The organism is Streptomyces sp. SN-593, from assembly GCF_016756395.1.
Lineage (GTDB): Bacteria > Actinomycetota > Actinomycetes > Streptomycetales > Streptomycetaceae > Actinacidiphila > Actinacidiphila reveromycinica.
Map to the genome: position 1 here is coordinate 7,009,788 of NZ_AP018365.1, position 23,368 is coordinate 7,033,155.

Sequence of the window (23,368 nt, forward strand, 5' to 3'; positions counted from 1 at the left end):
CACCCGCACCATGGCGGTGAACAACCGAGACCGTGTCTACCGCATGATCGACATCCTCGGGGAGGGGCTGCTGCCCTTCCTGGAACGGGAGATGGTCAAGCGACAGGGCGACAGCTGGTTCGAGGACGCGGAGAGCGAGGCCCGGGAACAGGGGAGACAGGTCGGCAAGAACGATCCGCAGTTCCTGCTGAACCTCCTCCAGCGCTACTGGAGCACCTACTTCCGGCATCTGCTCCCGGCGAGCGCCCGTGGGTTCGCCAGTGAGCTGAACGCCGTACGCAACCAGTGGGCGCACGGCGAGAAGTTCACCGCGGATGACACCCTGCGCGCGCTGGACACGGCGGAGCGGCTGCTGCGGGCCGTGCACGCGGACCCCGCCCTGGTCGAGGAGGTTCGCGAGTCCCGGCAGACGCTGCACAGGCAGGTGACGGAGGAGGAGACGAAGAAGGCGGCCCGTCGGGCGCGTGCCGTGCCGAGCGTGGCCACCGAGGGGCTGCGGCCCTGGCGTGAGGTGCTCACCCCGCACCCGGACGTCGCGCGCGGCGACTTCAACGCCTCCGAGTTCGCCGCCGACCTCTGGCGGGTGGCGCGCGGGGAGGGCGCCGCCGAGTACACCGAACCGGAGGAGTTCTTCCAGCGGACGTACCTCACCGATGGCCTTGAGGAACTGCTCTCCAAGTCGCTGCGACGGATCAGCGGTGACCCCAACGCCGCCCCCGTCATCAACCTCCAGACGAACTTCGGCGGCGGCAAGACGCACTCGATGATGGCGCTGTACCACCTGTACGCGCCGGGTCTGAAGGTGAACCGGCTGCCGCAGGACCTTCAGGAGCTGATCGCCGCCGCACCGGGTGGCGGTCTTCCCGGCGGAACGGTCCACCGGGCCGTGCTGGTCGGCAACGAACTCGGCATCGGGCAGGCCGACGTCAAACCCGACGGCACCGTCGTCAACACCATGTGGGGCCAGCTCGCCTGGGGGCTCGGTGGCAGGCAGGCTTACGACATCGTCGCCGAGGCCGACCGCACCAGCACCAGCCCCGGCACCGCCCTGCTCCAGAGCCTGATCGCCGCGTACGCGCCCTGCGTCATCCTCATCGACGAGTGGGTGCAGTACGCCGGTCCGCTGCTCGGCAACAACAATCTGCCCGCCGGATCCTTCGAGGCGCACTTCTCGTTCGCGCAGTCCCTCACCGAGGCCGTCGCCTCCGTCGATGGAGCCCAGCTGCTGGTGTCCATCCCGGCCTCCGCGACCGGTGAGATCAGCGACGCCGACCAGTACGACATCGGCGGGGAGAACAACCGCATCGCGCTGGAACGACTTCAGAACGTCGTCCACCGCAAGGCCGACGCCTGGCGGCCCGCCAGCTCCGACGAGTCCTTCGAGATCGTGCGCCGCCGTCTCTTCCAGACGCCCACCAGTGAGGTCCAGGCCGAGATCAACAAGGTGGCGCGGCTCTACACGCAGTTCTACGGCACCGAGAAGCGCGAGTTCCCGGCCAGCTGCGACACCATGGACTACGAGCGGCGCATCAAGTCGACGTACCCGATCCATCCGGAGCTGTTCGCGCGACTCTACGAGGACTGGTCGACGCTGCCCAGGTTCCAGCGCACCCGGGGCGTGCTGCGGCTGATGAGCACCGTCATCCACGCGCTGTGGCGCGACCAGAACCAGAGCCCCATGATCATGCCTGGTGACGTGCCCATACACGACACCCGTGTCAACCAGGAGCTGACGTACTACCTGGAGGACCGCTGGAAGCCGATCATCGACGCCGACGTCGACGGGCCGGACTCCACCCCGGCCTCCGTCGACACCGAGAAGCCCGTGCTCGGACAGCGCGGCATGAGCCGGCGGGTAGCCCGTACCGTCTTCATGGGCTCCGCGCCCCGCGTGCACGCCGCCCGCAAGGGCCTGTCCGATCCACACACCCGGCTCGGCATGGCCATCCCCGGTGAACCGCTGGGCAACTTCCGAACCGCGCTCAACGCCCTCGCCGACCGCTCCACCTACCTTTACGGCGACGGCGAACGCCACTGGTACGACACCCACGCCAACATCACCCGGACCGCCAAGGACGAGGCGAACAAGCTCCTCGACGATGTCGACAAGGTGTGGGCGGACGTGGTGCGCCGGCTCAGTGTGGTCCAGGGCGTACGCGGGCAGTTCGACGCCGTCCACGCGGCACCGCTGCCCGCGAGCGACATTCCGGACAACGACCGCGCCCGCCTGGTGCTGCTGCATCCCCGCTTCACCCACCGCAGTGCCAGGGACATGCCCGACACCGAGGCCCTGCGCTTCGCGCAGGAGGCTCTGGACCAGTACCGCTCCAGCACCCGGCAGCACCGCAATGCCCTCGTCTTCCTCGCCCCCGACCGCAAGGAGATCGAGGAGGTCGCGGAGGCCGTACGCGAGTACCTGGGCTGGAAGCAGGTCCTGACGCAGCACGTCCAGCTTGACCTGACCGAGAATCAGAAGACGCAGGCCAGAACTCGGATGGAGAAGGCCGAGGAGACGGTCAACCTCCGGTTGGGCAAGGCCTACCGCTGGGTGCTCGTCCCCGAGCAGGTCCCCGGCGCCAAGATCGAGTGGGTCAACTTCAAGGTCGACCTACCGGCCATCGACGACGCCGCCATCCAGGTCGGTGACCGCCTCAAGCGCCAGGGCATGCTCTACGTCCAGCAGGCCCCCGCCGTCCTGCACCAGCGGATCGTGGATGCGTTGGGCCAGGAGTGGAACCGGGACGGCCACATCAGCGTCGGCCGCCTGTGGGAACTGCACACCAAGTACCCGTACATGAACCGGCTGCGCGACCGCGCCGTTCTCGACCAGGGCATCGAGGACGTCCTCACTCACATCACCTGGGAGACTGACGGCTTCGCCCTCGCCACCGGCCAAGACCCCGCCACCGGCCGCTACCAGGGGCTCGTCCTGCCCTGCCGGGGTGGCTCCTTCGGTCAGATCACCGACTCCTCCCTGCTGGTGCGGGCCGATCTTGCCGCCGCCCAGGAGGCCGCCGACCTGGCGGCCGCCGCCGCCAGGCACCAGGAACCGGCCGATCAGGACGAGGACGCCGACGACAGCACCGGCTCCGGTCAGGGCGCCGGCGGACCGTCGGTGTCGCCCCGCCCCGGCACCCCGGTTCCGGCGCCGACCCCGCTGCCCCGAGTCCCGACCCGCTTCTACGCCCACGCCCTGCTGGACACCGAGCAGTACAGCAAGCACGCCACGAAGTATGCCTTCGAGATCCTCCAGCACCTCGAAGCCATCGGGGCCGATGTCGAGATCACGGTCGAGATCCAGGCGACCGCGCCCGGCGGCTTCCCGGCGGACAAGGTGCGCACCCTCACCGAAAACGCCAACACCCTCAAACTGCAAGCCCAGTTCGAGGAGGAGTAGGGCATGCCGACCTGGTCGTTTCGGCGTCCGCCGGCCCTCTCGATAGGCTGGTCGATGCACGTCGTCCCAGACCGCCACGGGAGCACAGTCATGGCCGCACGTAATCGGGACAGAATCGTCCACTTCTACGAGATCGCCGACGCCGACGCCCCCGCATCCTCACGTCTCCCGCACCGCGACTGGGGAGCGCACATCCGCCGTCTGTGCGCCCAGCCGCCCGCCCAGCGCACCTCGCGCACCGGCGACGAGATCCTGATCGGGGCCGTAGATACCCTCCAGACCGCCCCCCACCTGCTCCTCGCCAAGGTCCGCCAGGACGTACCGCAGCTCATCGACCACGTCGACGGCACCCTCAGCCACCTCCAGCTCGCCGCGGACAAGGAGTTGGTGGACGTCACCACGGTGTACTTCCTGCCCTTCGGTAACGTCCTCGCCACCATGGCCGGCGGTACCTCGGCACCCCGCGCCCAGGCCCTGAAGCGCTGGCTGGACGACATGCACGCCGCTGCCCCCGATGTCCGCAACATCGAGCTGCGGCCGGTGGTCAACGCCCGGTCCCGGGAGAAGCTCGCGCACGCGGCGGCGATCGAGCAGCTGACTGTTCGCATCGCCCCCGAGCCGCCCGACAGCCCCACGGCCCTGCGCGCCAGCTCCGACCTAGGCACCGCACTCAGCCGCCTGCACGAGGACAACCCGGACATGATCATCACGCTGAAGTTGGAGGTGCCGAAGAAGTCCCGCGTCCTCTCGCCCCGCCGTCGCGCCCGTGGGCACAACCAACTCCTCGCCTCCACTCAGGTGTTCGCCAACGACATCGCGGACTGGCTGGACAACTCCGACGCCGTCGACACCGCCGCCGCGCGGGCCCGCATGGAGGCGTGGCACAGCGAGGCCGACGACGAGAAGATCGACTTCGTCAGCGAGCGCATCACTGCGAAGTGCGTCGTTCCGTTCTCCTCCAGCGACGGTCACGCCATCGACTTGCAGGTGGCCCTAAACCAGCTGGAGCGGGTCTCCCTGCAGAACGAAAGGGTGCTGCGGGCCGCTGTCAGTGCCGACCTCTAGCCTGGAGGGCAGCTGGGGGCGAAATCCCTGGTCGGCGCGCGCGGGGGAGGGGCGGGAATGCAGAGGCTGGTCGAGACGGCACGCAGACTGTTGCAGCGGTGGCGATCACGTCCGGCGGCGGACTGGCTGCTGACCGCAGTCGTCCTCGGCGGGCACGGTCTGTCGGTCGCACTGACCGGACGCGGTGACATCCTCGGTGCGCCCGGCCGCGAACAACGCTTGACGATCTACACCACCGGTGCCACCGTCGTCGCACTGGTCGGCAGCTTCGTCACTGCCGCCATTGCGCAGTACGCTTCCGCCACAGGACGCCGCATGCGGGTCCTGCGCACTGCGCCCCACCTGGCCTCACAGTTCCGGCGGAACTGGGTAAGCGTCCTATCGGCCACCTTGCTCATCTCCGGTGTCTGCCTACTTGCAACCGCCCTCGACACCACCGAGACAGACCCTGGGGGCGTTCACTGGGCCGTGGAAGGTGTCCTGATCCTCGGTGCCGTCCGGGCCTACCGCCTGCTGTGGCTGTTCAACTCTGTCATCCAGGTGACGGACAGAGACCTCGCAGACTCCCCTCAGTCAGCGACCCAGCATCCCCCTTCGTGTACCTCCGGTGATGCTCCTTGAGAGGCTGCCAGGCCATGAAGATGTATAGGCAAGTCTTGGTGGCCTAGGAAAGTCAGCTGGCATCTGAGCTGCCAGGGACCACCAAAGTCTCGTGCTGGTACCTGATTCTCGGCGCATTGCCTATGTCGGTTATCGGCTCAACGGTGCCTGAAAGCTAGAGCCGGGATTAAGCCTCTGGCGGCTAGGTGACGGCAGATGTCCACTTGGACTCCGGAGAAGGCGTCGATATGGTCTCCGTTTCGCCGCGGAGTCGTATGGAGCCACGCGCATCGGCGTGGCCGACGACGGGCGCGAGGACGCGCGTACCCCTCGTGATCGGGCTCGCCGGGCCCCAGTTCGGCAACCATACGCTCAGCCGGCGGCTCCGCCGCCAGGTGGGCGGTATCGAAGAGCTCCAGCCCTTAGTCGTGATCTCCACTGCCCGCACCCGTCGGTCACCCGCAGCTGGCTTGCGTATGGCGAGACCCTTGCGCTTCAGAACATCCACGATGCGCATAAGCTCAGACTTGTCCGACCTCGTCGCCGCCATCAACGTAAGTACATCGCGACAATAGTTGAATGCGCATACACTCGGCAGCGATCACGCGGCCTGCGGGAACCTCGACATCAATTGGCCCTGTTACGCCTGGTCAAGGGGTCTCGTGAACGACCCACCACGTGAAACCCCTGTTCATCAGGGGTTTTCTGCGTTTCCGGGCCCTGTGGCGGCCTGGTCGCATCCTGGCTCGGCCTGGCGGCCCTCCCGTGACGGCCGGCGCTCGGGCCGGATGCTCGGGATCATCCACCCCCACGGGCGCGGCCCCCGCTCTCGGCGGAGCGGGGGCCGGGGGCGCGCCTCGGGTGGGGCGAAGGTGTCAGGGGAGGAGGAGGTCGCGCTGGCCGTCGCGGACGCTCCGGGTGAAGAGTTCGTAGTCCTTCTCGGAGATGATCAGCACCTTGGCGTCGGGGTCGCCCACGTCCACGGAGTCGCGCAGCGCCACCACCCCGTCCACGAAGGCGACCTCCAGGCAGTTGTTGCCGGCATCGGACATCTCGCTCTTGGCCCAGGTGGCGTTGGTGAGATCGACCCTCTTGTTCATGTGCAGCAGTCCTTGATCAACTCGTGGATGAGGCGGCGCGACGCCGGGCCGTCGAGAGACTGGGCGCGGAGGAACTCGAGGGCCGACTCGTACCTGCCCACGTCCCCATCTTCCTCCAGGTAGAGGGAGGTTGTCATCGTCTCGACGACGGCAACCGGCGGCCCCGCCGGGAAGTGCAGCAGCCGGAAGGAGCCGTTCATGCCCGCGTGGGCGCCGACGCCGAGGGGCAGTACCTGCAACTCCACGTGGGCGTATTCCTCGGTCACGTCCAGGAGCCGTTGGAGCTGCGCGCGCATCACCTCCGGGCCGCCGACCACACGTCGTAGCGCCGCCTCGTCGAGCACGCAGGACACATGGAGGGGCGCCTCGCGGGCGAGCACTGCCTGCCGGGCGATGCGGAGGTCCACGAAGCGGGTCATCTCGCGCTTCGACGGCCACTGCTGGCTCCGCTCCACGACGGAGGCCGCGTACTCCCTCGTCTGGAGCAGGCCGGGCACCATGGTCAGGTAGGACTCTGCCTTCGACGCCATCCCTTCGAGGTGCAGGAAGTCCTCGAACTCGTCGGTCTGGATGACTTCCTTGTACTCGTCCAGCAGGTTCGTCCGCTTGCCCGGGGCGGCGAGGGACGCCATCGCCTTGATCTTCGTGCGGGTCTCGTCGGAGTCGACGCCGTAGATCTCGAAGAAGGCCGTCAGCCCGAGACCGGAGACGCGCTGCTTCCCGTTCTCGATCTTGCTCAGCGCGGGTTTCCCCGCGAGACCGAGCCGGTCCGCCGCCTCCTCCATCCCGAGCCCCGCGGCTGTCCGCAGGGACCGCAGGGCCGATCCGAGCCTGCGTCGGTGCACGTTGGGCCTTGCTTCCGCCATCGGCCTGCCTCTCTTGTGTCGGTTGCAGGGTAGCGCCGCCAACGTTGCCGGAATATGCCAGGCCGACTCTTCAACTCTTCAGTTGAGAAGAGGTTGCTAGCAACGTTTCCCATGCGTCACAGTTTCATCCGGGCGCTCTCCACGCAGCGTGTTGGCACCGTCATTCTCCGGTACCGGCGTGCGGGCTGGCCGCGTCCGGGCGGACCGCGGCGGCGGGTCCGCCGCGTGCCCCGTACCGGTTCACCGTCGGGGCGCGCTCGCCGTCGCCGTCACGCACCACGCCATGGAACAGGGGTATCCGTATGACCGGCAGCAGCGGCAGGGGCAGGGTGGACTACGAGGGGTTGTCGGCGCGGGAGTGGTACGCGAGCGAACTGGCCTGTCTGCGGCAGAAGTCGGGGATGACGCTGGTGCAGCTCGCGGTGAAGTGCCGTTACGAGCAGTCGTACCTGCACCGGTTGGAGCGGGGACAGCGTCTGGGCACCGTGGAAGCCGCAGCGGCGCTGGACCGGGTGTACGGGACCGGCGAACTCCTGGTCAAGCTGTGGCACTTGGCGAAGCGGGAGACGAAGGACCGCCCGTTCATGGGGCTCGCGCCCTTGGAGGCGGACGCGGCCGGTATCCAGGAGTACGCGGTCAGCGTGGTGCCGGACCTGCTCCAGACCCGCGCCTACGCGGAGGAGCAACTGCGTGCCGCCCGCCCGGGGAGCCCGGAGAAGCTGGATGCCCGGGTGGCGGCGCGGCTGGCCCGCCAGGAACGGCTCGCCGAGCCGGATCCGCTGCACTACCGGGCGCTGATCGACGAGGCGGTGCTGCGGCGCAAGTCGCGCGACCCGCGGACCTGGACAGCGCAGCTTGAGCACCTGATCGAGGTGGCCCAACGCCCCGACGTCTCGCTGCACGTGGTGCCGTTCGGAGCCGGACCGCACCAGATCGGCAGCTCGCTGGAACTGATCTACTTCCACGACGGCCACAGCGTTGCCTACGCGCAAGGCGGCTCGAACGGCCACCTCGTCGAGGAGCCCGAGGACGTCGAGCCGCTGCGCCTGGCCTACGACCTGCTGCGCGACAGCGCCCTGTCCCCGACGGAGTCGCTGACGTTCCTCCGCGCCCTCCTCGACGACCACGTCGCAAACGCCCCCTGGACCCCGCCGGAGCCCAGTCCGGACGGTCAGAGTCCGGAAGGCGACGGGCAGCACCGCAAGTGACACGATCGACACGGGACGACGGGCGGCCCAGTTCCGCGGAGTTGGGCCGTCTCCTGGTGGAGAAGGGCGCCCTGACGCCCGACTGGGGACCCGCGTTCGCGGCCGTGCCGAGGACCGGCTTCCTTCCGGAGGTGATGTGGCCCCACGACCGGGACACCGGCAGGGCCACCGCGGTCTCCAGGACCGACGACCCCGATGCCTGGCACGCGTACGCCGACTCCGACGTGCCCATCGTCACCCAGTGGGACGACGGCGAGCACCAGGGAGCCGAGCCGGGCGTGGTGTTCACGTCCTCGTCGTCCATGCCCGGTCTGGTCTTCTCCATGCTCGCCGATCTCGACGTCCGTCCAGGGCAGCGCGTCCTGGAGATCGGAGCGGGCACCGGATGGAACGCCGCTCTGCTCGCCCACCGGCTGGGCGCGGAGAACGTCGTGACCGTGGAGGTGGACCCCGCCGTGGCGCGGTCCGCTCGGGAAGCGCTGCGCCGTGCCGGGTACGGGGAGGTGGAGGTCGTCACGGGAGACGGGCTGCTGGGCCACCCGCCTCGCGCGCCGTACGCGCGGGTGATCGCCACCGTCGGCCTGCGCGGCGGGCTGATGACCTGGGTACGGCAGACCACTCCGGGGGGAGTGATCCTGGTGCCCTGGGGGACCTACTACGGCTTCAGCGAGGCCACCGCCCGCCTCGTGGTCGCAGAGGACGGCCGGTCGGCGTCCGGCCGTTTCACCCAGCCGGTGAACTTCATGCGGCTGCGGTCACAGCGCTTCGCGTACCCGCGGCACAGTGCGTACGTACCGGCGGGGGCGGCCAGTGGTGCGAGCACATCGACCACGCGGATCACGGAAGCGGAACTCCTGCCCGACAGCACCGCCGTGGTGGAGTTCGCCCTCGGTCTGCGCGTCCGGGACTGCACCCACGTCGCCGACCGCAAACGGGAGGGCAGGCGCCCCGTCTGGTTCTACGGCCTCACCGACAGATCATGGGCTGTCGTCGTCTTCCGCGACGATCGTGGGACGGCCACCGTCCACCAGTCCGGACCCCGGCGCCTGTGGGACGAGGTGGAGGCCGCTTACCGGTGGTGGGAGGACCGGGGCCGGCCCGGCTTCCCACGGTTCGGCCTCACGGTGTCGGCCGCCGGGGAGGACGCCTGGCTGGACAGCCCGCTCAACCTCGTGGCCCCGGCCGCGGGTCCTGCGTGAACGGGGCGGGTCCGGACGACCGACCGGCCGGACGCCGCGCCGGGCCGCGGTGCGGGCGCGGGAATAGCCGCGCCGCGGCGGGACTTGTCCCCGGGCATGCGGATCTTTCGTACCTACGCGCGCGTCTACGCCGCGGACCTGGACGCGGTCGTCGGACCGCTCGCCGCCCTCAGCGGTGAGCCCGTCACCAGCCGGTTCGCGATGCCGAACGGCCTGGAGCTGGCCGCCGTCGGACGCGTGCTGGTGGTGGCCGGGGACGACGCGACGCTGGAGCCCTACCGGGCGACGTCGGCGACCCTGATCGTGGACGACCTCGACGAGTGCCGGCTGCTCCTCGACCGGGAGGGGGCGGCACTCGTGCGCGGGCCGCAGGACGTCCCCACCGGCAGGAACCTGACGGCCAGGCTGCCCGGCGGTGCGCAGGTGGAGTACGTCGAGTGGGACGACGCGCAGTGGGAGCGCGCCGGCGGGCGGCCCGCGTGACGTCCCCGGCCCACGGAGGAGCCGGGAGGCCGGGCGGTCAGGTCACTCGGCCCGGTCGGCGGCCGGCTGCCCCGCGTGCCATGAGGCGAGGATACGCAGCGCGTCGTGGGAGGGGCTGCCGGGCTCGGCGGTCAGGATCATCAGGCGCTGCCCGGAGCCGTCCGGGCCGGCCCACGTGTCGCAGTCGAGGGTGAGGTCGCCCACCAGCCGGTGGCGGTAGTGCTTGGTGCCGTAACTGGCGCTGTTGACGCGGTGTTCGGCCCACCAGGTGAGGAAGTCGGGGTCCTGGAGGGACAGTTCGCCGACGAGCTGGGCCAGCTCGGGGTCGTCGGGGTCGGCCGCCGCCTCCATGCGCAGCGCGGCCACGGCCTCCCGGGCGTCGTGGTCCCAGTTCCGGTGCAGTCGCCGCACCTCCGGGTGCGTGAAGACCAGCCGCAGGTAGTTGCGCCGGTTCGCCGGCAGCGCGGCGAAGTCCGTGTAGAGGGCGACGGCGGCGGGGTTCCACGCCAGGACGTCCAGGCGCTTGCCGAGCACCAGGGCCGGGCTCTGGGTGAGCTGGTCGAGCAGGCGCCGCATGGGAGGGCGAACCCGCTCGGCCGGCCGGCGGCGGCGCGGGCGGGCGTCCGCCCGGCCGGCCAGCTCGTAGAGGTAGCGCTGCTGGTCCTCGTCGAGGCGCAGGGCGCGGGCGAGGGTGGAGAGCACCGGCACGGACGCCCGGACCCGGCCCTGCTCCAGCCGCGTGTAGTAGTCCACGCTGATGGCGGCGAGGCCGGCGACCTCCTCGCGGCGCAGCCCGGCGACCCGGCGGCCCGAGTCCGCCTCGGGGAGGCCGCACTCCCGTGGTGTCAGCTGCGCCCGGCGGGCCTTGAGGAAGGCGCCCAGCGCCCGGGAGTCGGAGTCCGAGGTCATGCTCCCCAGTGTCCCCGCGCCACCGCGACCAGGGCAAACGTCCAAGGGGGGCACGTTCTTTCCCGGGCAGGAAGCTGTCTCTCCCGCTCCCGCGCGGACCGGTGGAAGGTGGGGGACGTGCCCGGCGGGGTGCGGGTCGCGGCCCGCCGGGCGGCCCCACGGCGCATGGCCCCACGGCGCACGGCCCCGCGGCGCATCCAGCGCTTCGGCGCCCCAGCGCCACGGCGCGCACGGCGGCTCAGGCGCCCATGGCGCCCGTTTCCCCGCGCCCCACCGTTCCGTCAACCGTCCGACAGGGAGAACCATGGCCAGGACCACCGTCAGCTTCGACAGCAACGGCATCAGGATCGCCGGTCACCTTTACACCCCCGACACCGCCCACGAGACCTCCTCCGGCGCGCCCGCCGCGGGACCGTGGCCGGCCCTCGTGGTCGGCCACCCCGGCACGAGCGTGAAGGAGCAGACCTCCGGCACGTACGCCCGGCGGATGGCCGAGCGCGGCTTCGTCGCCCTCGCCTTCGACGCCGCCCACCAGGGCGAGTCCGGCGGCCTGCCGCGCGGACTGGAGGACCCCGCCCAGCGCGTGGAGGACTTCAAGGCCGCCGTCTCCTACCTGGCCACCCGCGACGACGTCGATGCCGGACGCGTCGGGTTGCTGGGCATCTGCGCATCCGGCGGCTACTCCCTCGCCGCCGGGGGCGGCGACCACCGCGTCAGGGCGGTGGCGACAGTCTCCGGGGTGGACGTGGCCCGCCAGTTCCGGCTCGGTGCCGACGGCACCCAGGACCCGGCCGTCTTCCGCGGCCTGCTCGACGCCGCCGGCCGCGCCCGTACCGCCGCGGCGCGCGGCGAGGACCCCGGCGCCATGCCGGTCTTCCCCGAGACCGCCGAGCAGGCCGAGGCCCTCGGCGGCGCGCACGGGGCCGAGGGCTTCGCGTACTACTGCACCTCCCGGGGCCGGCACGAACGCTCCACGCGGGCCATGCCCTGGCAGAGCGTCGACAAGCTGGCCTCCTTCGACGCCTTCCACGCGGTGCCGCTGCTCGCGCCGCGCCCCCTGTTGCAGATCGTCGGCAGCCGTGCGGTCACCTCCTGGATGGCCGTCGAGGTCCACCAGCGCGCCACCGGTCCCCGGGAACTGCACTGGATCGAGGGCGCCAGCCACGTGGACCTCTACGACCGGACGCGGTTCATCGACCCCGCGGTCGACAAGCTCGCCGCGTTCTTCGGCGCCCATCTCTCCGCCGCGGACCCCGCCGCCGGCCCCGCGCGTCTCGCCGCCGCCCGCTGAGCGGCGGGGCCGGGCGGTCAGGGTGGTCCGGGCGGGCCGGCGGTGGGACCCGGGTCGGGGCGGAGGGCGGTGCGCCGCCCCGGGCCCGGGGACAGGGGGCCGGCGCGCCCGCTTCGGAGCGCGGAACCGCAGCGCGGACCCGCCCCCCGCCTCCGCCTACCAGCTCGCCTTGCGGACGCCCGGGAGGTGCCCGGCGTGGGCGTGGGCGCGCATGCCGACCCGGGAGAGGCCGAAGGCGCGCAGGTAGCCGCGGGGGCGGCCGTCGACCGCGTCGCGATTGCGGACCCGGGTGGCGCCGGCGTCGCGGGGCTGCCGGCCCAGCTCGCGCCGGGCCGCTTCGCGGTCCTCGGCGGAGGAGGCGGGGGAGGCGATGACGCGCTTGAGTTCGGCGCGGCGCTCGGCATAGCGCGCCACGACCGCCCGGCGCGCGTCGTTCTTCGCGATCTTGCTCTTCTTGGCCATGGCGGTGGACCCCTCAGACCTTGTGGCCGCGCGCGCGGACGAGCCGGACGGCCTTCTCGACGCCCATGCGGTCGACGGCCTTGATGCCCTTGGCGCTGAGGGTCAGCCGCACGTGGCGGTTCTCGCCGGGCAACCAGTACCGCTTGGTCTGGATGTTGGGGTCGAACCGGCGCGGGGTGCGCCGGTGGGAGTGGGAGACGGCGTTGCCGAAACCGGGCTTGCGGCCGGTCAGTTGGCAGTGGGCGGACATGGGGCTGCCTTTCCGTGGCGGAGCGGACGACCCCACCTTATGGAAAAGCGTTTTCATTTCCAAACTCGGGTGCCGGGTGCCGGGTGCTGCCGGGGTTCGGGCTCGGGGTTCGGCAGCGCGCGCGCCGTCAGGGCCCCTGCGTCGCCGCCCCCTCCGGGCCCGCGGCCGCGCACGCGGCGCAGGTGCCGAAGACCTCCATGGTGTGCGCGATGTCCACGAAGCCGTGCTCCGCGGCGATCGACTCCGCCCACCGCTCCACCGCCGGCCCCTCCACCTCCACCGCCTTGCCGCAGGAGCGGCAGACCAGATGGTGGTGGTGGCCGCCCTCGGAGCAGCGGCGGTAGACCGACTCGCCGTCGCCGGTGCGCAGCACGTCCACCTCGCCCGCCTCGGCGAGCGACTGGAGCGTGCGGTAGACGGTGGTCAGACCCACCGACTCCCCGCGCAGCTTCAGGATGTTGTGCAGGTCCTGCGCACTGCGGAACTCGTCGACCTCGTCCAGGGCGGCGGACACCGCGGTGCGCTGCCGGGTCGAACGGCCGCGGACGGACTGCCCGGCTGCGCTCACGGCTCTTCCCTCCGATGGTGGTGCGGTGTGTACGGCCTCCGCGGTGTGTACGGCCTCCGCGGTGCGAACGGTGCCTGCGGTGCGTACGGCCTCCGCGGCGGCTCCCGGTGCGGCCGGGGGGTCACTCCTCGACATGCCGGATGGCGTCGAGCACGATGTGCGCGACGTGGTCGTCGACGAGGGTGTACTCGACCTCGCGGGCTTCGCGGTGCGTGGTCACGATGCGCGAGGTGCGCAGGACCCGCAGGTGTTGCGAGACCAGGGGCTGGTTCACCCCGAGTGCCGCGACGAGTTCGTGGACCCGCTTGCCGCCGGTGGACAGCTCGCGCACGATGCCCATCCGCACCGGGGAGGCGAGGGCCCGCAGCAGCTCGCTGGCCGCCCGCAGCGCGAGGGTCCGGTCGTCCGGTCGGGCGGGAGCCGTCATATGCAGAATCTAACATATGAGAATCGGTCTCATGTAGGGCTCGGGCGCGGCGGATCGTGGGATCGCCCTGGGCCCCGGGCTCCGGGCCGTGGCCGCGGTCCTGATCGCCGTCGCCGTCGCCGTCGCGGTCACGGTCGCGCCGGGGGCGACCGCGGTCAGGCCACCGCCACCAGGACGTGGCTGCCGCCGCACTGCCAGACGGAGCCGGCCTGCCCGAAGCCCGCCGCCCGGAGCAGGCGCACGTGGTGGGAGAGCGGCAGGTTGCTGTCCTTGGTGCTCGGTACGGTCGCGGCGCGCCGGCGGCGCTCGGCGACGAGGTCGGCGAAGGCCGGGTCACCGGCCACCGCGTTCCACCACTGGTCCCAGTCCTCGTGGTCGAACGCCCGCTGCCGCTCGGCCCGCAGCCGCCCGATCCGGGCGCTGATCTCGCCCGGACCGGTGGCCTCGGGCGCGAAGTGGTCGCCGTTGACCAGGACCCCGCCCGGGCGCAGGAGTCCGCCGAGCTGCCGGTAGGCGCGGCGCAGCAGCGGCTCGGGCAGGCAGTGCAGCGTGGTGGTGGAGACGACGGCGTCGGCGGGGCGGTCCAGGCCGAGTCCCGCGGTCCACCCCTCCGCCCCGATCGCCGCCTCCGCGAAGCGGACGGCCGACCCGTGGCACTCGCGGGCCAGGCCCAGCACGACGGGGTCGCGGTCCACCCCCACGAACTCGACGCCGGGCAGCCCGGCCGCGAGCCGGGCCGTCAACGTCCCCGGCCCGCAGCCCAGATCGATGACGAGCGGGCGCTCGCGCCCGGCCGTGACGTGCTCGACCACGTCCGCGATGACGCCGGCGCGCTCCTCGCGCGCGATGGCGTAGCGCTGCTGCTGGCCCTCCCAGCGCTCCGCGTACTCGTGTGCCCTCACCGTGTCCATGGCCATCGCCGCCTGCCTGAGCCGTCCGCCGCCGTCCTGTGTCCCCGTCACCGGCAACCCTACTGTTGAAAACAGTTTTCATTCCAATGGCGGGCCGCCGGTGCCGCGGTTTCAGTCCAACGCGCGCAGGGCCTCCACCAGGCGGTCGATCTCGTCGACCGAGGTGTAGGCGTGCGTGCTGACGCGCACCGATCCGGTCCGCTCGCCCGAACCGCCCTGGCAGTGCTGGTCGCTGCGCACCATCAGGCCGCTGTCGAACAGGACGAACCCCAGGTCGCCCGAGGGGATCGCGCGGTGCCGGAAGCTCACCAGGCTCTGCCGGCGCTGGACGGTGGACTCCGCGGCGAGGCTGGTCCGGCAGCCCAGCACCTGGTACGAGCCGAGCCGGCTCAGCGCGTCGGTCAGGCGGGCGGTCAGCGCCCGCGTCCACCGGTGGACGCGCGCGGTGTCGGCGGCCCGCAGCCAGTCCAGCGCCGCGGACAGCGAGACCGCGCCCACGGTGTTCGGGGTGCCGGCCCAGCCCGCCGGGCGCAGCGCGGGACCGCGCGCCTGCCGCGCCCACAGCGCGCCGGTGCCGGGCAGGGCCAGGGCCTTGTGGCCGGAGAAGACGGCGAAGTCGACGTCGAGGGTGTCGAGCCGGATCGGCTGGTGGCCGACGCTCTGCGACGCGTCGAGGCAGATCGGGACGTCGGGACCGACGGCGGCGCGGATCCGGTGGACGTTCATGTCGTTGCCGTAGACGTGGTGCACGTGCGTGGTCGCGACGAACCGGGTCCGCGGGGTGACGGCCTCGGCGAGGGCGGCGTGGTCGTAGTCGCCCGATCCGCTCTGATAGGGCATCGGCCGCAGCCGGACGTGGATTCCGCGGCGGGCGAGCAGGTCGCGGACCTCCTGCCAGGGCGTGATGTTCGCCTGGTGGTCGGCGAAGGGCACGACCACCTCGTCGCCGTCGGCGAGCTGGTCGGCGAGCCAGTCGCGGGCGACCGTGCGCAGTGCCTCGGTCGCGCCGCTGGTCAACAGCACCTGCGAGGTGTCGGGGCAGGGGTCGCCGAGGGCTTCCCCCACCTGCTGCCGGGCCTTCTCGACCAGGGCGGTGGTGCGGTTGGCCCAGGGGTAGGACCCGCGGCCGGCGTTGGCGTTGGCGGTCGTCAGGTAGGTCTGCACCGCGTCCAGGACCGCCTGCGGCTTCTGCGAGGTGGCGGCGCTGTCGAGGTAGGCGAGGCCGGGCGCGGCCCGCAGGATCGGGAACTGGGCGCGCAGTTCGCGGTGCCAGGGCTCCAGCGCGCGCAGCACGTCGTCCGGGTGCTCGGGGGGCTCCGGGAACTCGGGGGACTCGGGGGACTCGGCGGGATCGGGGCGGCCGTGGCCGGGTTCGGGCGTCGTCATGTCAGTCCCGGGTCAGGGGCGCGCCGGCGTCGCGCCAGGCGACGATGCCGCCGGTGAGGCTGCGGGCGTCGGGGTGCCCCATCCGGGTGAGCAGCGCGGCGTACCGCGCGGACTGCTCACCGACCGGACAGGCCAGCAGGACCGGCCGGCTGCGGGCGAACGGCAGTCCCGCGCGCAGGAGTTCGCCGAGGATCTCGTCGGTGATGTTGACGGAGCCGGCCAGGTGCAGGGCGTTGTAGGCGTAGGTGCTGCGCAGGTCCACGATCAGCGGGTCGGCGCCCTCGATCCAGGTGCGGGCCTCGTCCACCGTCACCGCCGGCGCGGCGGCGACGTCGGCGTCCGACAGGCCGGCGAGCGTGTTCGGGGTGCGCGCGGTGTCGCCGAGCAGGTCCGGTCGGCGCTGCCGGATGTAGCTGAGGTAGCCCTCGACCCGGTCGCAGACGATGAACACGGCGGTCCTCCGTTCGGCCGGCGGCCCGTCGTCCCGCTGCTCGGCCAGTCGCGCGTCGGCCTCGCGCAGGTGCCGCAGCGCGCCGTGGTATGCCGCGCCGCCGGTGGGTCCGGCGAGCAGCCCGCAGCGGCGGATGAGGGTCACCATGCCCTCGATCGCCTGCCCGGAGTCCACGGTGGCCAGCGTGTCGTAGGTGTCCGGGTCGAACAGGCCGACCTCGTGCACTTCGTCGCGGGTGCGGATGCCGGGGATGAAGTCGGACTTCGCGGCGACCAGGCCGACCACCTCGACGTCCGGGCGGTGGGCCCGCAGCGCGCCCGCCACGCCGGTGGAGGAGCCGGCCGTCCCCACGCAGGCGATGAAGTAGTCCGGCGCGCGGCCGTCGAGGTCGGCGACGATCTCCGGGCCGGTGCCCTCGAAGTGGGCCGCGCTGTTGCGGGGGTTGAAGTACTGGTCGGTGTGGAGCAGCGGGGTCTCGGAGTCCGCGAGCGCCTGGTGGAAGAGGGTCAGCGGGTCCTCGGTGTCGGTGGGGTCCAGGCACTCGCTCTGCCCGGGCAGCTCCTCGATCTCGGCGCCGAGCAGCAGGAGCAGTTCCTTGGTCTCCGGGATGCGCATCCGGTTGGTGACGCTCTTGAACGTCAGGCCGTGCATGCCCGCGATCACCGCCAGCGCCTTGGCGGTGTTGCCGCTGGACAGCTCCACGATCTGGCTGCCGTCGGCCTCGGCGCCGGGCAGCCCGGCGCGGGCCATGTTCCACGCCGCGCGGTCCTTCACCGAGCCGAACGGGTTGAGCATCTCCAGCTTGGCGAACAGGTCGATGTGGCGCAGGCCGTGCACCGCGGGATCGATGCGCACCAGCGGGGTGTTGCCGATGGCGTCGGTGATGCGGTCGTACCTCACTGCGGGTCCCCCTCGGTGGAGAGCGGCCAGTACGCGTCGTCCAGGCACCACGTCCAGCTCCCGCCGGACCGCCAGGCGGCGATCTTGCGGGCGGCGGGGTGGCGCTGGGAGCGGCTGGAGTGGAAGTCCATGCAGTACGCGGCGGTGTTCGCGAACACCAGCAGGTCGCCGGGGCGCGGTGCGCGCGGCAGGTGGACGAGGCGGCGGGTGATCAGGTCGGTCTCCAGGCACAGGTGCCCGAACAGGTGCACCGCCACCGGTCCGCCGCTGCCGCTGTCGGTGCTGGTGCCGGTGGAGCCGGGCCGGGGCAGGAGCACCGGGTCGAGCAGGACGCCGTGCTCCTCCAGCGCGATGTCGTCGGCCTTCGCGGCCAGCCGCACCCACAGGTCGGCGCCTCCGTCGGGAGGGCGCCGCACCTCCTGCACGGTCGCCAGGGTCAGCCCGCACTGGTCGAGCAGCGCCCGGCCCGGTTCGGCGTGCACGTCGTACAGGTGCTCCAGCGCCAGCGAGGCGAGCGGCCGGCCGCCCAGGGCGGACGAGGACGGCGCCGAGAGCAGTTCGTCGAGGTAGTGGCCGCCGGCGGCCGGCCGCCAGGACGGGTAGAGGGCGAGCGATCCGCGCAGGGTGCCCTTGTCGTTGCGCAGGCCGTAGCCGTGGCCGCCCCAGGTGAGGGCGGGCCGGGCGCCGAGCGCGGCCGCGGCCAGCTCGCTGGTGTAGGCGTCCCACTCCTCGCGGTGGGCGAGGTAGCTGATCCCGAAGCCGCCGCCGATGTCCACGACGTCGGGGGCCAGCCCGTGGTCGCGGCAGGCGCCGAGCGCCTGGAGGCATCCCTCGAACGCGGTCGCCTTCTCGGTGAGGCTGGTGGTGTCCAGGTGGTAGCTCACCCCGACGAGGTCGAGCACGTCGCGGTACCCCGCCGCCCGGGCGAGGACGTCGTCCAGCGCGGCGACCGGTATGCCGAAGCGGCTGAGCCGGGAGCGGACGCGCACGCCCGGCGCGCTGAAGCCGCTCAACCGCAGCAGGGTCCGGCAGCGCGGCAGTCCGTGGGCCCGCAACAGGCGGGCCAGCATGTCGAGTTCGTCCGCCGAGTCGACCGCCACCGCGGCCCCGGTGCGCGCGGCCAGCCAGAGGAACCGCAGGCTCTTCGGGCCGGTCGCGGTGATCCGCTCCGGCGCGAAGCCGCAGCCGAGCGCGTGCCGCAGCTCGCCCAGCGAGGCGGCGTCCACCCCGGCGGCGGTGGCCGCCAGGCGCCGTAGCAGCGCGCTGGAGGCGGACGCCTTGTGCGCGAACAGCACCCGGCCCTTCAACCGGTGCCGGGTGAACACCTCCTGGAAGGCGTCGGCGTTGGCCGCGGCCTGCTCGGGCAGCACGACGTTCAGCGGCGACTCCAACGCGTCCACCAGCGAGTGGAGCAGCCCCGGTTCCGCCAGGAGCGAGGCCGCCCGCCCGTCGAGCCGCGGGCGCAGGTAGAGCGGCTCCGCCATCGTTTCGTCCTGCCTTCCGTCGTCACCGGCCGTCCCGGCCCGGCGGTGGCCGGGCCGTCGGTGGCGTGCCGGCCCCGGCTCCGGTCCCGGTCGTGGCGGTCCGGGTGGGGTCCGGCCGGCGGTCGCGGCCCGGTCGTGGTGGAGCCGGTCGTCCCGGACCGGCCGTGGTCGAGTGCGGTTGCAGCATGTCCACCGCGCCGGTCGGCTAAGCCCGGCGCCGACCGCCGCGAGCGCCGGTACGGGCCCAGGAGCGCCCTGCGACCACGGTGGTCCGCGCGGCTTGCCCCGCCGTACACCGCCGTGACCTGCGATGACGCGGCGTCCGTGGACTCCGTTCCCCGGACGGCGGACCCGAAGGTCAAGATTCTGTAATGATTTTCATCTCGCGTTGGCTGAGGTGGGATTGGGAGTCATTTTCAATTACGGTGAGGGGGCCGCGGCCGGACGGGTCGCGGTCCTGCCCGTACCGCACGTACCGCACGAGGAGAAACCATGACCAGCCCCGCCGCCCGCAGCACGGCGCACCGCCGCCGGACCACGCTCGCCGCCGGCGGGATACTCGTCGCCGCCCTGGCGGCCACCAGCGCCTGCTCCACCGGCTCGAAGTCCTCCGACGACGACAAGGCCGCCTCCTCCGGGGGGAGTTCGAGCGGCGGCAAGGTCATCCAGGTGGTGGCGGCGGAGAACTTCTGGGGCAGCATCGCCGAGCAGGTCGGCGGCAGCCACGTGAAGGTCACCAGCATCATCACCAACCCCGACACCGACCCGCACGACTACGAGCCGACCGCCGCCGACGCGCGCACGGTCGCCTCCGCCGGGTACGCGATCGTCAACGGCATCGGCTACGACTCCTGGGCGTCGAAGCTCCTGGCGTCCAACCCCTCCTCGCAGCGCACGCTGCTGACCGTCGGCGACCTGGTCGGGGTGAAGGACGGCGGCAACCCGCACCGCTGGTACTCACCGGACGACGTGCACAAGGTGATCGAGAGGATCACCGCCGACTACAAGAAGGCCGACCCGGCGGACGCGGCGTACTTCGACGCGCGGAAGAACACCTTCGAGACCAAGACGCTCGGCACCTACAACTCCCTGATCGCCGACATCAAGGCGAAGTACGCGGGCACCCCGATCGGCGCCTCGGAGTCGATCGTCAGCCCGCTGGCGGACGGCCTCGGCCTGAAGATGCTCACGCCGTACTCCTTCCTCAGCGCGATCAGCGAGGGCGCCGACCCCACCGCGCAGGACAAGACCACCATCGACCACCAGATCGCCGCCCGGCAGATCAAGGTCTACGTCTACAACAGCCAGAACGCCACGCCCGACGTGCAGGCGCAGGTCAAGGCGGCCAAGGCCAAGGGCATCCCGGTCGCCACCGTCACCGAGACCCTCACCCCGGCCGGCGCGTCGTTCCAGCAGTGGCAGGTGACCGAGCTCAAGGGCATCCAGCAGGCGCTGGCGAAGGCGACGGGGAAGTAGCCGTGCATCCGCTCACCAGACTGCGCGAAGCCGTCCGACCCGGCGTGCCCGCGCCGCGTGCGGACGCCGCGGCCCCGGCCCGGCCGACCCCGACGGAGCCCGCCGCCACCCTGCCGGAGCACGCCGTACCCGAGCACGCCGTACCCGAGTGCGCCCCGGCCGAACGCGCCGTACCGGAGGCCGTCGACCGGCCGGGAGGGGCGCGCCCGGCCGGGCCCGCGGTGGTCTCCCTGCGCGACGCGGCGGTGCGGGTCGGCGGCCGCACCCTGTGGTCGCATGTCGAACTCGACATCGCGCCGGGGGAGTTCGTCGCGGTCCTCGGCCCCAACGGGGTCGGGAAGTCCACCCTGGTCAAGGCGATCCTCGGGCTGGTCCCGACGGCCGCCGGCAGCATCAGCGTGCTCGGGCGGCCGCCGGGCCACCTCGCGCAGCAGGTGGGCTACCTGCCGCAGCGGCGCAGCTTCGACGCCGGCCTGCGCATCCGCGGCGTGGACATCGTCCGGATGGGCTGGGACGGCGACCGCTGGGGGCTGGGCCGCCCGGGGTCGGCGCGCGCCGCCCGTGAGCGGATCGCCCGGGTCGTGGAGATGGTCGGCGCCTCGGCGTACGCGCACCGCCCGATCGGCCAGTGCTCGGGTGGCGAGCAGCAGCGGCTGCTGATCGCCCAGGCGCTGGTCAGGCGGCCCCGCCTGCTGGTGCTGGACGAGCCGCTGGACAGCCTCGACCTGCCCAACCAGGCGGCGGTGGCGGCCCTGATCGGCCGGATCTGCCGTGAGGAGGAGGTCAGCGTGGTGATGGTCGCCCATGACGCCAACCCGATCCTCGCGCACCTGGACCGGGTGGTGTACCTGGCGGAGGGCGGGGCGGTGGCCGGCACCCCGGCCGAGGTGATCACCTCGGCCACCCTCACCCGGCTGTACCGCACGCCGATCGAGGTGCTGCGCACCTCCGACGGGCGGCTGGTCGTGGTCGGGCAACCCGAGGCGCCGGCGGTGCACACCGACCGCCACCCGCCGGCGGGCGAGGGGGCGGCCCGTGCTGATCGCTGACGGCACGGCCGGCTGGTCGTGGAACCCGGTCGCCGACCTCCAGCAGATGTGGGCGTTCCCGTTCATGGTCAACGCCTTCCGGGCCGGCGCGATCGTGGCGGTGCTGGCCGGTGTGATCGGCTGGTACATGGTGCTGCGCCGGCAGAGCTTCGCCGGCCACACGCTGTCCACGGTGGCCTTCCCCGGAGCGGCCGGCGCCACCCTGGCCGGGGTCGGCGCGGTCTACGGCTACTTCGCCTTCTGTGTCGGTGCCGCCCTGGTGATCGCCGCCGTCCCCCGGGCCGGCCGCGAGTCCGGCGGCGGCGAGGAGGCGGCGGTGACCGGCACGATCCAGGCGTTCCTGCTGGGCGCCGGCTTCCTCTTCATCGCCCTCTACAAGGGTTTCCTCGGCGGGGTGAACGCCCTGCTGTTCGGCAGCTTCCTCGGGATCACGACGACCCAGGTGCAGGTGCTGGCCGTGGTGGCCGCGGCGGTCCTGCTGGTGCTGGCCGTGGTCGGGCGGCCGCTGCTGTTCGCCTCCGTCGACCCGGCGGTCGCCGCCGCCCGCGGGGTGCCGGTCCGGCTGCTGTCCACCGTCTTCCTCGTCGTCCTGGGAGCGGCGACGGCGGCGACCAGCCAGATCACCGGTGCGCTCCTGGTGTTCGCGCTGCTGGTGATGCCCGCCGCCACCGCCCAGAACCTGACCGCCCGTCCGGTGCACGGCATCGCCGCATCGGTGGTGATCGCGCTCGCGGTGACCTGGACCAGCCTGGCCGTCGCCTACTACTCGCCCTACCCGATCGGGTTCTGGGTGACCACCTTCGCCTTCGCGGCCTACGCCGCCAGTTGGGGCGCGCGGCTGGTGCACGAGCGCCTCGGGCGCGCGCCGGACCGCGGGGCCGCGGCCGCCGGCGGCGCGCCCGCGTGGACCTCCGGGAGCGTGCTGTGACCGTCCTCGCCCTCGGCTGGCCCGGCGCGCTCGGGCACCCCTTCTTCCTCCACGCGGTCCTCGCGGGCGCGGCCATCGCCGCCGCGTCCGGCATGGTCGGCTACTTCCTGGTGCTGCGCGCCCAGGTCTTCACCGGCGACGCGCTGAGCCACATGGCGTTCACCGGCTCGCTCGCGGCGCTGGCCGCGGGGATCGACCTGCGGCTGGGGCTGTACGCCGCGACCATCGCGGTCGCGCTGCTGCTCGGCACGCTCTCCCGCTCCGGCCGCGCCGACGACGTCGCCATCGGCAACGTCTTCGCCTGGATCACCGGCCTGGGCGCCTTCTTCCTCACCCGCTACAGCACCTCCGGCGGCGCGGACAACGCCGGCGCCGGCGTCCGGGTGCTCTTCGGCTCCATCTTCGGGATGTCCGCCGGCCAGGCCGGCACCGCCGCGGCCGTGGCGGCCGGGGTCTGCGGGCTGGTGCTGGCCGCCTTCCGGCCGCTGCTGTTCGCGTCCGTGGACGAGGCCGTCGCCGCGGCCCGGGGAGTACCGGTGGGGCTGCTGGGATACGGCTTCCTCGCGCTGGTCGGCGTCACCGCGGCCGAGGCCACCCAGGCGGTCGGGTCGCTGCTGCTGCTCGGGCTGCTCGCCGCCCCGGCGGGCGCCGCCCAGCGGCTGACCGAGACGCCGGGGCGGGCGTTCGCGCTGTCCACGGTGCTCGCGGTCGCCGAGATGTGGGGCGGCCTGAGCCTCAGCTACGCGGTACCGAAGATGCCGCCGAGCTTCGCGATCATGGCGCTGGCCACCGCCGTCTACGCGGCCGCCTTCGCGGTCGGCGGGTGGCGCCGCCGCGCCCCGCGCCTCGCCCCCGCCTGAGAGCAGCCCGGCGCGCCGGGGGCTCCGCGGCTCGCCGCACCTCCGCCGTGTCCGGCCGGGCGCCCGGTCCAACGCCCCGCGCCGGTCCGCCCGTCCGT

The 23,368-nt window shown here is 72.5% G+C and carries 22 protein-coding genes; 11 read left to right on the forward strand and 11 right to left on the reverse strand.

What is annotated here, in order from left to right; all coding sequences use genetic code 11:
- The first annotated feature begins 16 nt into the window (after positions 1-16).
- From RVR_RS30315 to RVR_RS30325, 3 genes are all read left to right on the forward strand, one after another.
- Positions 17-3,397 carry a DUF499 family protein gene (locus tag RVR_RS30315; protein WP_202237096.1) on the forward strand — a complete coding sequence of 1,127 codons (3,381 nt, stop codon included), beginning with the start codon at positions 17-19 and terminating at the stop codon, positions 3,395-3,397.
- 90 nt (positions 3,398-3,487) lie between these two features.
- Entirely contained in the window at positions 3,488-4,462 is a 975-nt protein-coding gene (locus RVR_RS30320; protein ID WP_202237097.1) for a hypothetical protein, read from the forward strand.
- Between the two features lie 57 nt (positions 4,463-4,519).
- On the forward strand, positions 4,520-5,083 hold the full coding sequence (locus RVR_RS30325; protein WP_237405048.1) for a hypothetical protein: 564 nt from the start codon (positions 4,520-4,522) through the stop codon (positions 5,081-5,083).
- Between the two features lie 854 nt (positions 5,084-5,937).
- On the opposite strand, the gene RVR_RS30330 is transcribed toward RVR_RS30325, so the two are convergent.
- Together RVR_RS30330 and RVR_RS30335 are read right to left on the reverse strand one after the other, a co-directional pair.
- Entirely contained in the window at positions 5,938-6,162 is a 225-nt protein-coding gene (locus tag RVR_RS30330) for a DUF397 domain-containing protein (protein WP_202237098.1), read from the reverse strand.
- Positions 6,159-7,028: a helix-turn-helix domain-containing protein gene (locus RVR_RS30335; protein WP_202237099.1), complete on the reverse strand. Its 870-nt coding sequence runs from the start codon at positions 7,026-7,028 to the stop codon at positions 6,159-6,161. Before RVR_RS30335 ends, RVR_RS30330 begins: the two co-directional genes overlap by 4 nt.
- 302 nt (positions 7,029-7,330) lie before the next feature.
- Here RVR_RS30335 and RVR_RS30340 point away from each other — a divergent pair, with 302 nt between their 5' ends.
- The 3 genes from RVR_RS30340 to RVR_RS30350 all read left to right on the forward strand — a co-directional run bounded on the left by RVR_RS30340 (position 7,331) and on the right by RVR_RS30350 (position 9,918).
- Positions 7,331-8,236 carry a helix-turn-helix domain-containing protein gene (locus RVR_RS30340; protein ID WP_202237100.1) on the forward strand — a complete coding sequence of 302 codons (906 nt, stop codon included), beginning with the start codon at positions 7,331-7,333 and terminating at the stop codon, positions 8,234-8,236.
- Positions 8,233-9,435, forward strand: a complete 1,203-nt coding sequence (locus tag RVR_RS30345) for a methyltransferase domain-containing protein (RefSeq protein ID WP_237405049.1) — start codon at positions 8,233-8,235, stop codon at positions 9,433-9,435. Before RVR_RS30340 ends, RVR_RS30345 begins: the two co-directional genes overlap by 4 nt.
- Before the next feature lie 96 nt (positions 9,436-9,531).
- Entirely contained in the window at positions 9,532-9,918 is a 387-nt protein-coding gene (locus RVR_RS30350; protein ID WP_237405050.1) for a hypothetical protein, read from the forward strand.
- 42 nt (positions 9,919-9,960) lie between these two features.
- On the opposite strand, the gene RVR_RS30355 is transcribed toward RVR_RS30350, so the two are convergent.
- Positions 9,961-10,827 carry a helix-turn-helix domain-containing protein gene (locus RVR_RS30355; RefSeq protein WP_202237102.1) on the reverse strand — a complete coding sequence of 289 codons (867 nt, stop codon included), beginning with the start codon at positions 10,825-10,827 and terminating at the stop codon, positions 9,961-9,963.
- Positions 10,828-11,131: 304 nt separating this feature from the next.
- Between RVR_RS30355 and RVR_RS30360 the strand changes: the two genes are divergently transcribed.
- Positions 11,132-12,118, forward strand: coding sequence for an alpha/beta hydrolase (locus tag RVR_RS30360; protein ID WP_202237103.1), 987 nt, complete (start codon positions 11,132-11,134; stop codon positions 12,116-12,118).
- A 156-nt stretch (positions 12,119-12,274) separates the two neighbouring features.
- Here the strand turns inward: RVR_RS30360 and rpsN are convergent, their stop codons facing one another.
- The 8 genes from rpsN to RVR_RS30400 form a co-directional block, all read right to left on the reverse strand.
- Positions 12,275-12,580: a 30S ribosomal protein S14 gene (gene rpsN / locus RVR_RS30365; RefSeq protein WP_202237104.1), complete on the reverse strand. Its 306-nt coding sequence runs from the start codon at positions 12,578-12,580 to the stop codon at positions 12,275-12,277.
- 13 nt (positions 12,581-12,593) lie between these two features.
- Positions 12,594-12,830, reverse strand: a complete 237-nt coding sequence (rpmB, locus tag RVR_RS30370; RefSeq protein ID WP_202237105.1) for a 50S ribosomal protein L28 — start codon at positions 12,828-12,830, stop codon at positions 12,594-12,596.
- Between the two features lie 127 nt (positions 12,831-12,957).
- A complete protein-coding gene (locus tag RVR_RS30375; protein WP_202237106.1) occupies positions 12,958-13,398 on the reverse strand; it encodes a Fur family transcriptional regulator in 441 nt (146 codons plus the stop codon).
- 121 nt (positions 13,399-13,519) lie between these two features.
- A complete protein-coding gene (locus tag RVR_RS30380; RefSeq protein ID WP_202237107.1) occupies positions 13,520-13,825 on the reverse strand; it encodes an ArsR/SmtB family transcription factor in 306 nt (101 codons plus the stop codon).
- Positions 13,826-13,980: 155 nt separating this feature from the next.
- Complete coding sequence (locus RVR_RS30385) at positions 13,981-14,787, reverse strand: class I SAM-dependent methyltransferase (protein WP_346731485.1); 807 nt, start codon at positions 14,785-14,787, stop codon at positions 13,981-13,983.
- A gap of 60 nt (positions 14,788-14,847) precedes the next feature.
- Entirely contained in the window at positions 14,848-16,122 is a 1,275-nt protein-coding gene (locus RVR_RS30390; RefSeq protein ID WP_202237108.1) for an aminotransferase class V-fold PLP-dependent enzyme, read from the reverse strand.
- Position 16,123: 1 nt separating this feature from the next.
- A complete protein-coding gene (locus tag RVR_RS30395) occupies positions 16,124-17,473 on the reverse strand; it encodes a pyridoxal-phosphate dependent enzyme (RefSeq protein ID WP_202237109.1) in 1,350 nt (449 codons plus the stop codon).
- On the reverse strand, positions 17,470-18,957 hold the full coding sequence (locus tag RVR_RS30400; protein WP_202237110.1) for a type III PLP-dependent enzyme domain-containing protein: 1,488 nt from the start codon (positions 18,955-18,957) through the stop codon (positions 17,470-17,472). Before RVR_RS30400 ends, RVR_RS30395 begins: the two co-directional genes overlap by 4 nt.
- A 492-nt stretch (positions 18,958-19,449) precedes the next feature.
- On the opposite strand from RVR_RS30400, the gene RVR_RS30405 reads away from it, so the two are divergent.
- Genes RVR_RS30405 through RVR_RS30420 form a run of 4 tightly spaced genes read left to right on the forward strand, consistent with a single transcriptional unit; the run spans position 19,450 to position 23,270 of the window.
- Positions 19,450-20,433 carry a metal ABC transporter solute-binding protein, Zn/Mn family gene (locus tag RVR_RS30405; RefSeq protein ID WP_202237111.1) on the forward strand — a complete coding sequence of 328 codons (984 nt, stop codon included), beginning with the start codon at positions 19,450-19,452 and terminating at the stop codon, positions 20,431-20,433.
- Between the two features lie 2 nt (positions 20,434-20,435).
- Positions 20,436-21,482 carry a metal ABC transporter ATP-binding protein gene (locus tag RVR_RS30410; RefSeq protein ID WP_237405052.1) on the forward strand — a complete coding sequence of 349 codons (1,047 nt, stop codon included), beginning with the start codon at positions 20,436-20,438 and terminating at the stop codon, positions 21,480-21,482.
- Positions 21,469-22,410: a metal ABC transporter permease gene (locus RVR_RS30415; protein ID WP_237405053.1), complete on the forward strand. Its 942-nt coding sequence runs from the start codon at positions 21,469-21,471 to the stop codon at positions 22,408-22,410. The genes RVR_RS30410 and RVR_RS30415 overlap by 14 nt, the downstream gene beginning before the upstream one ends.
- Positions 22,407-23,270 carry a metal ABC transporter permease gene (locus RVR_RS30420; protein ID WP_202237112.1) on the forward strand — a complete coding sequence of 288 codons (864 nt, stop codon included), beginning with the start codon at positions 22,407-22,409 and terminating at the stop codon, positions 23,268-23,270. The genes RVR_RS30415 and RVR_RS30420 overlap by 4 nt, the downstream gene beginning before the upstream one ends.
- Positions 23,271-23,368 lie beyond the last annotated feature (98 nt).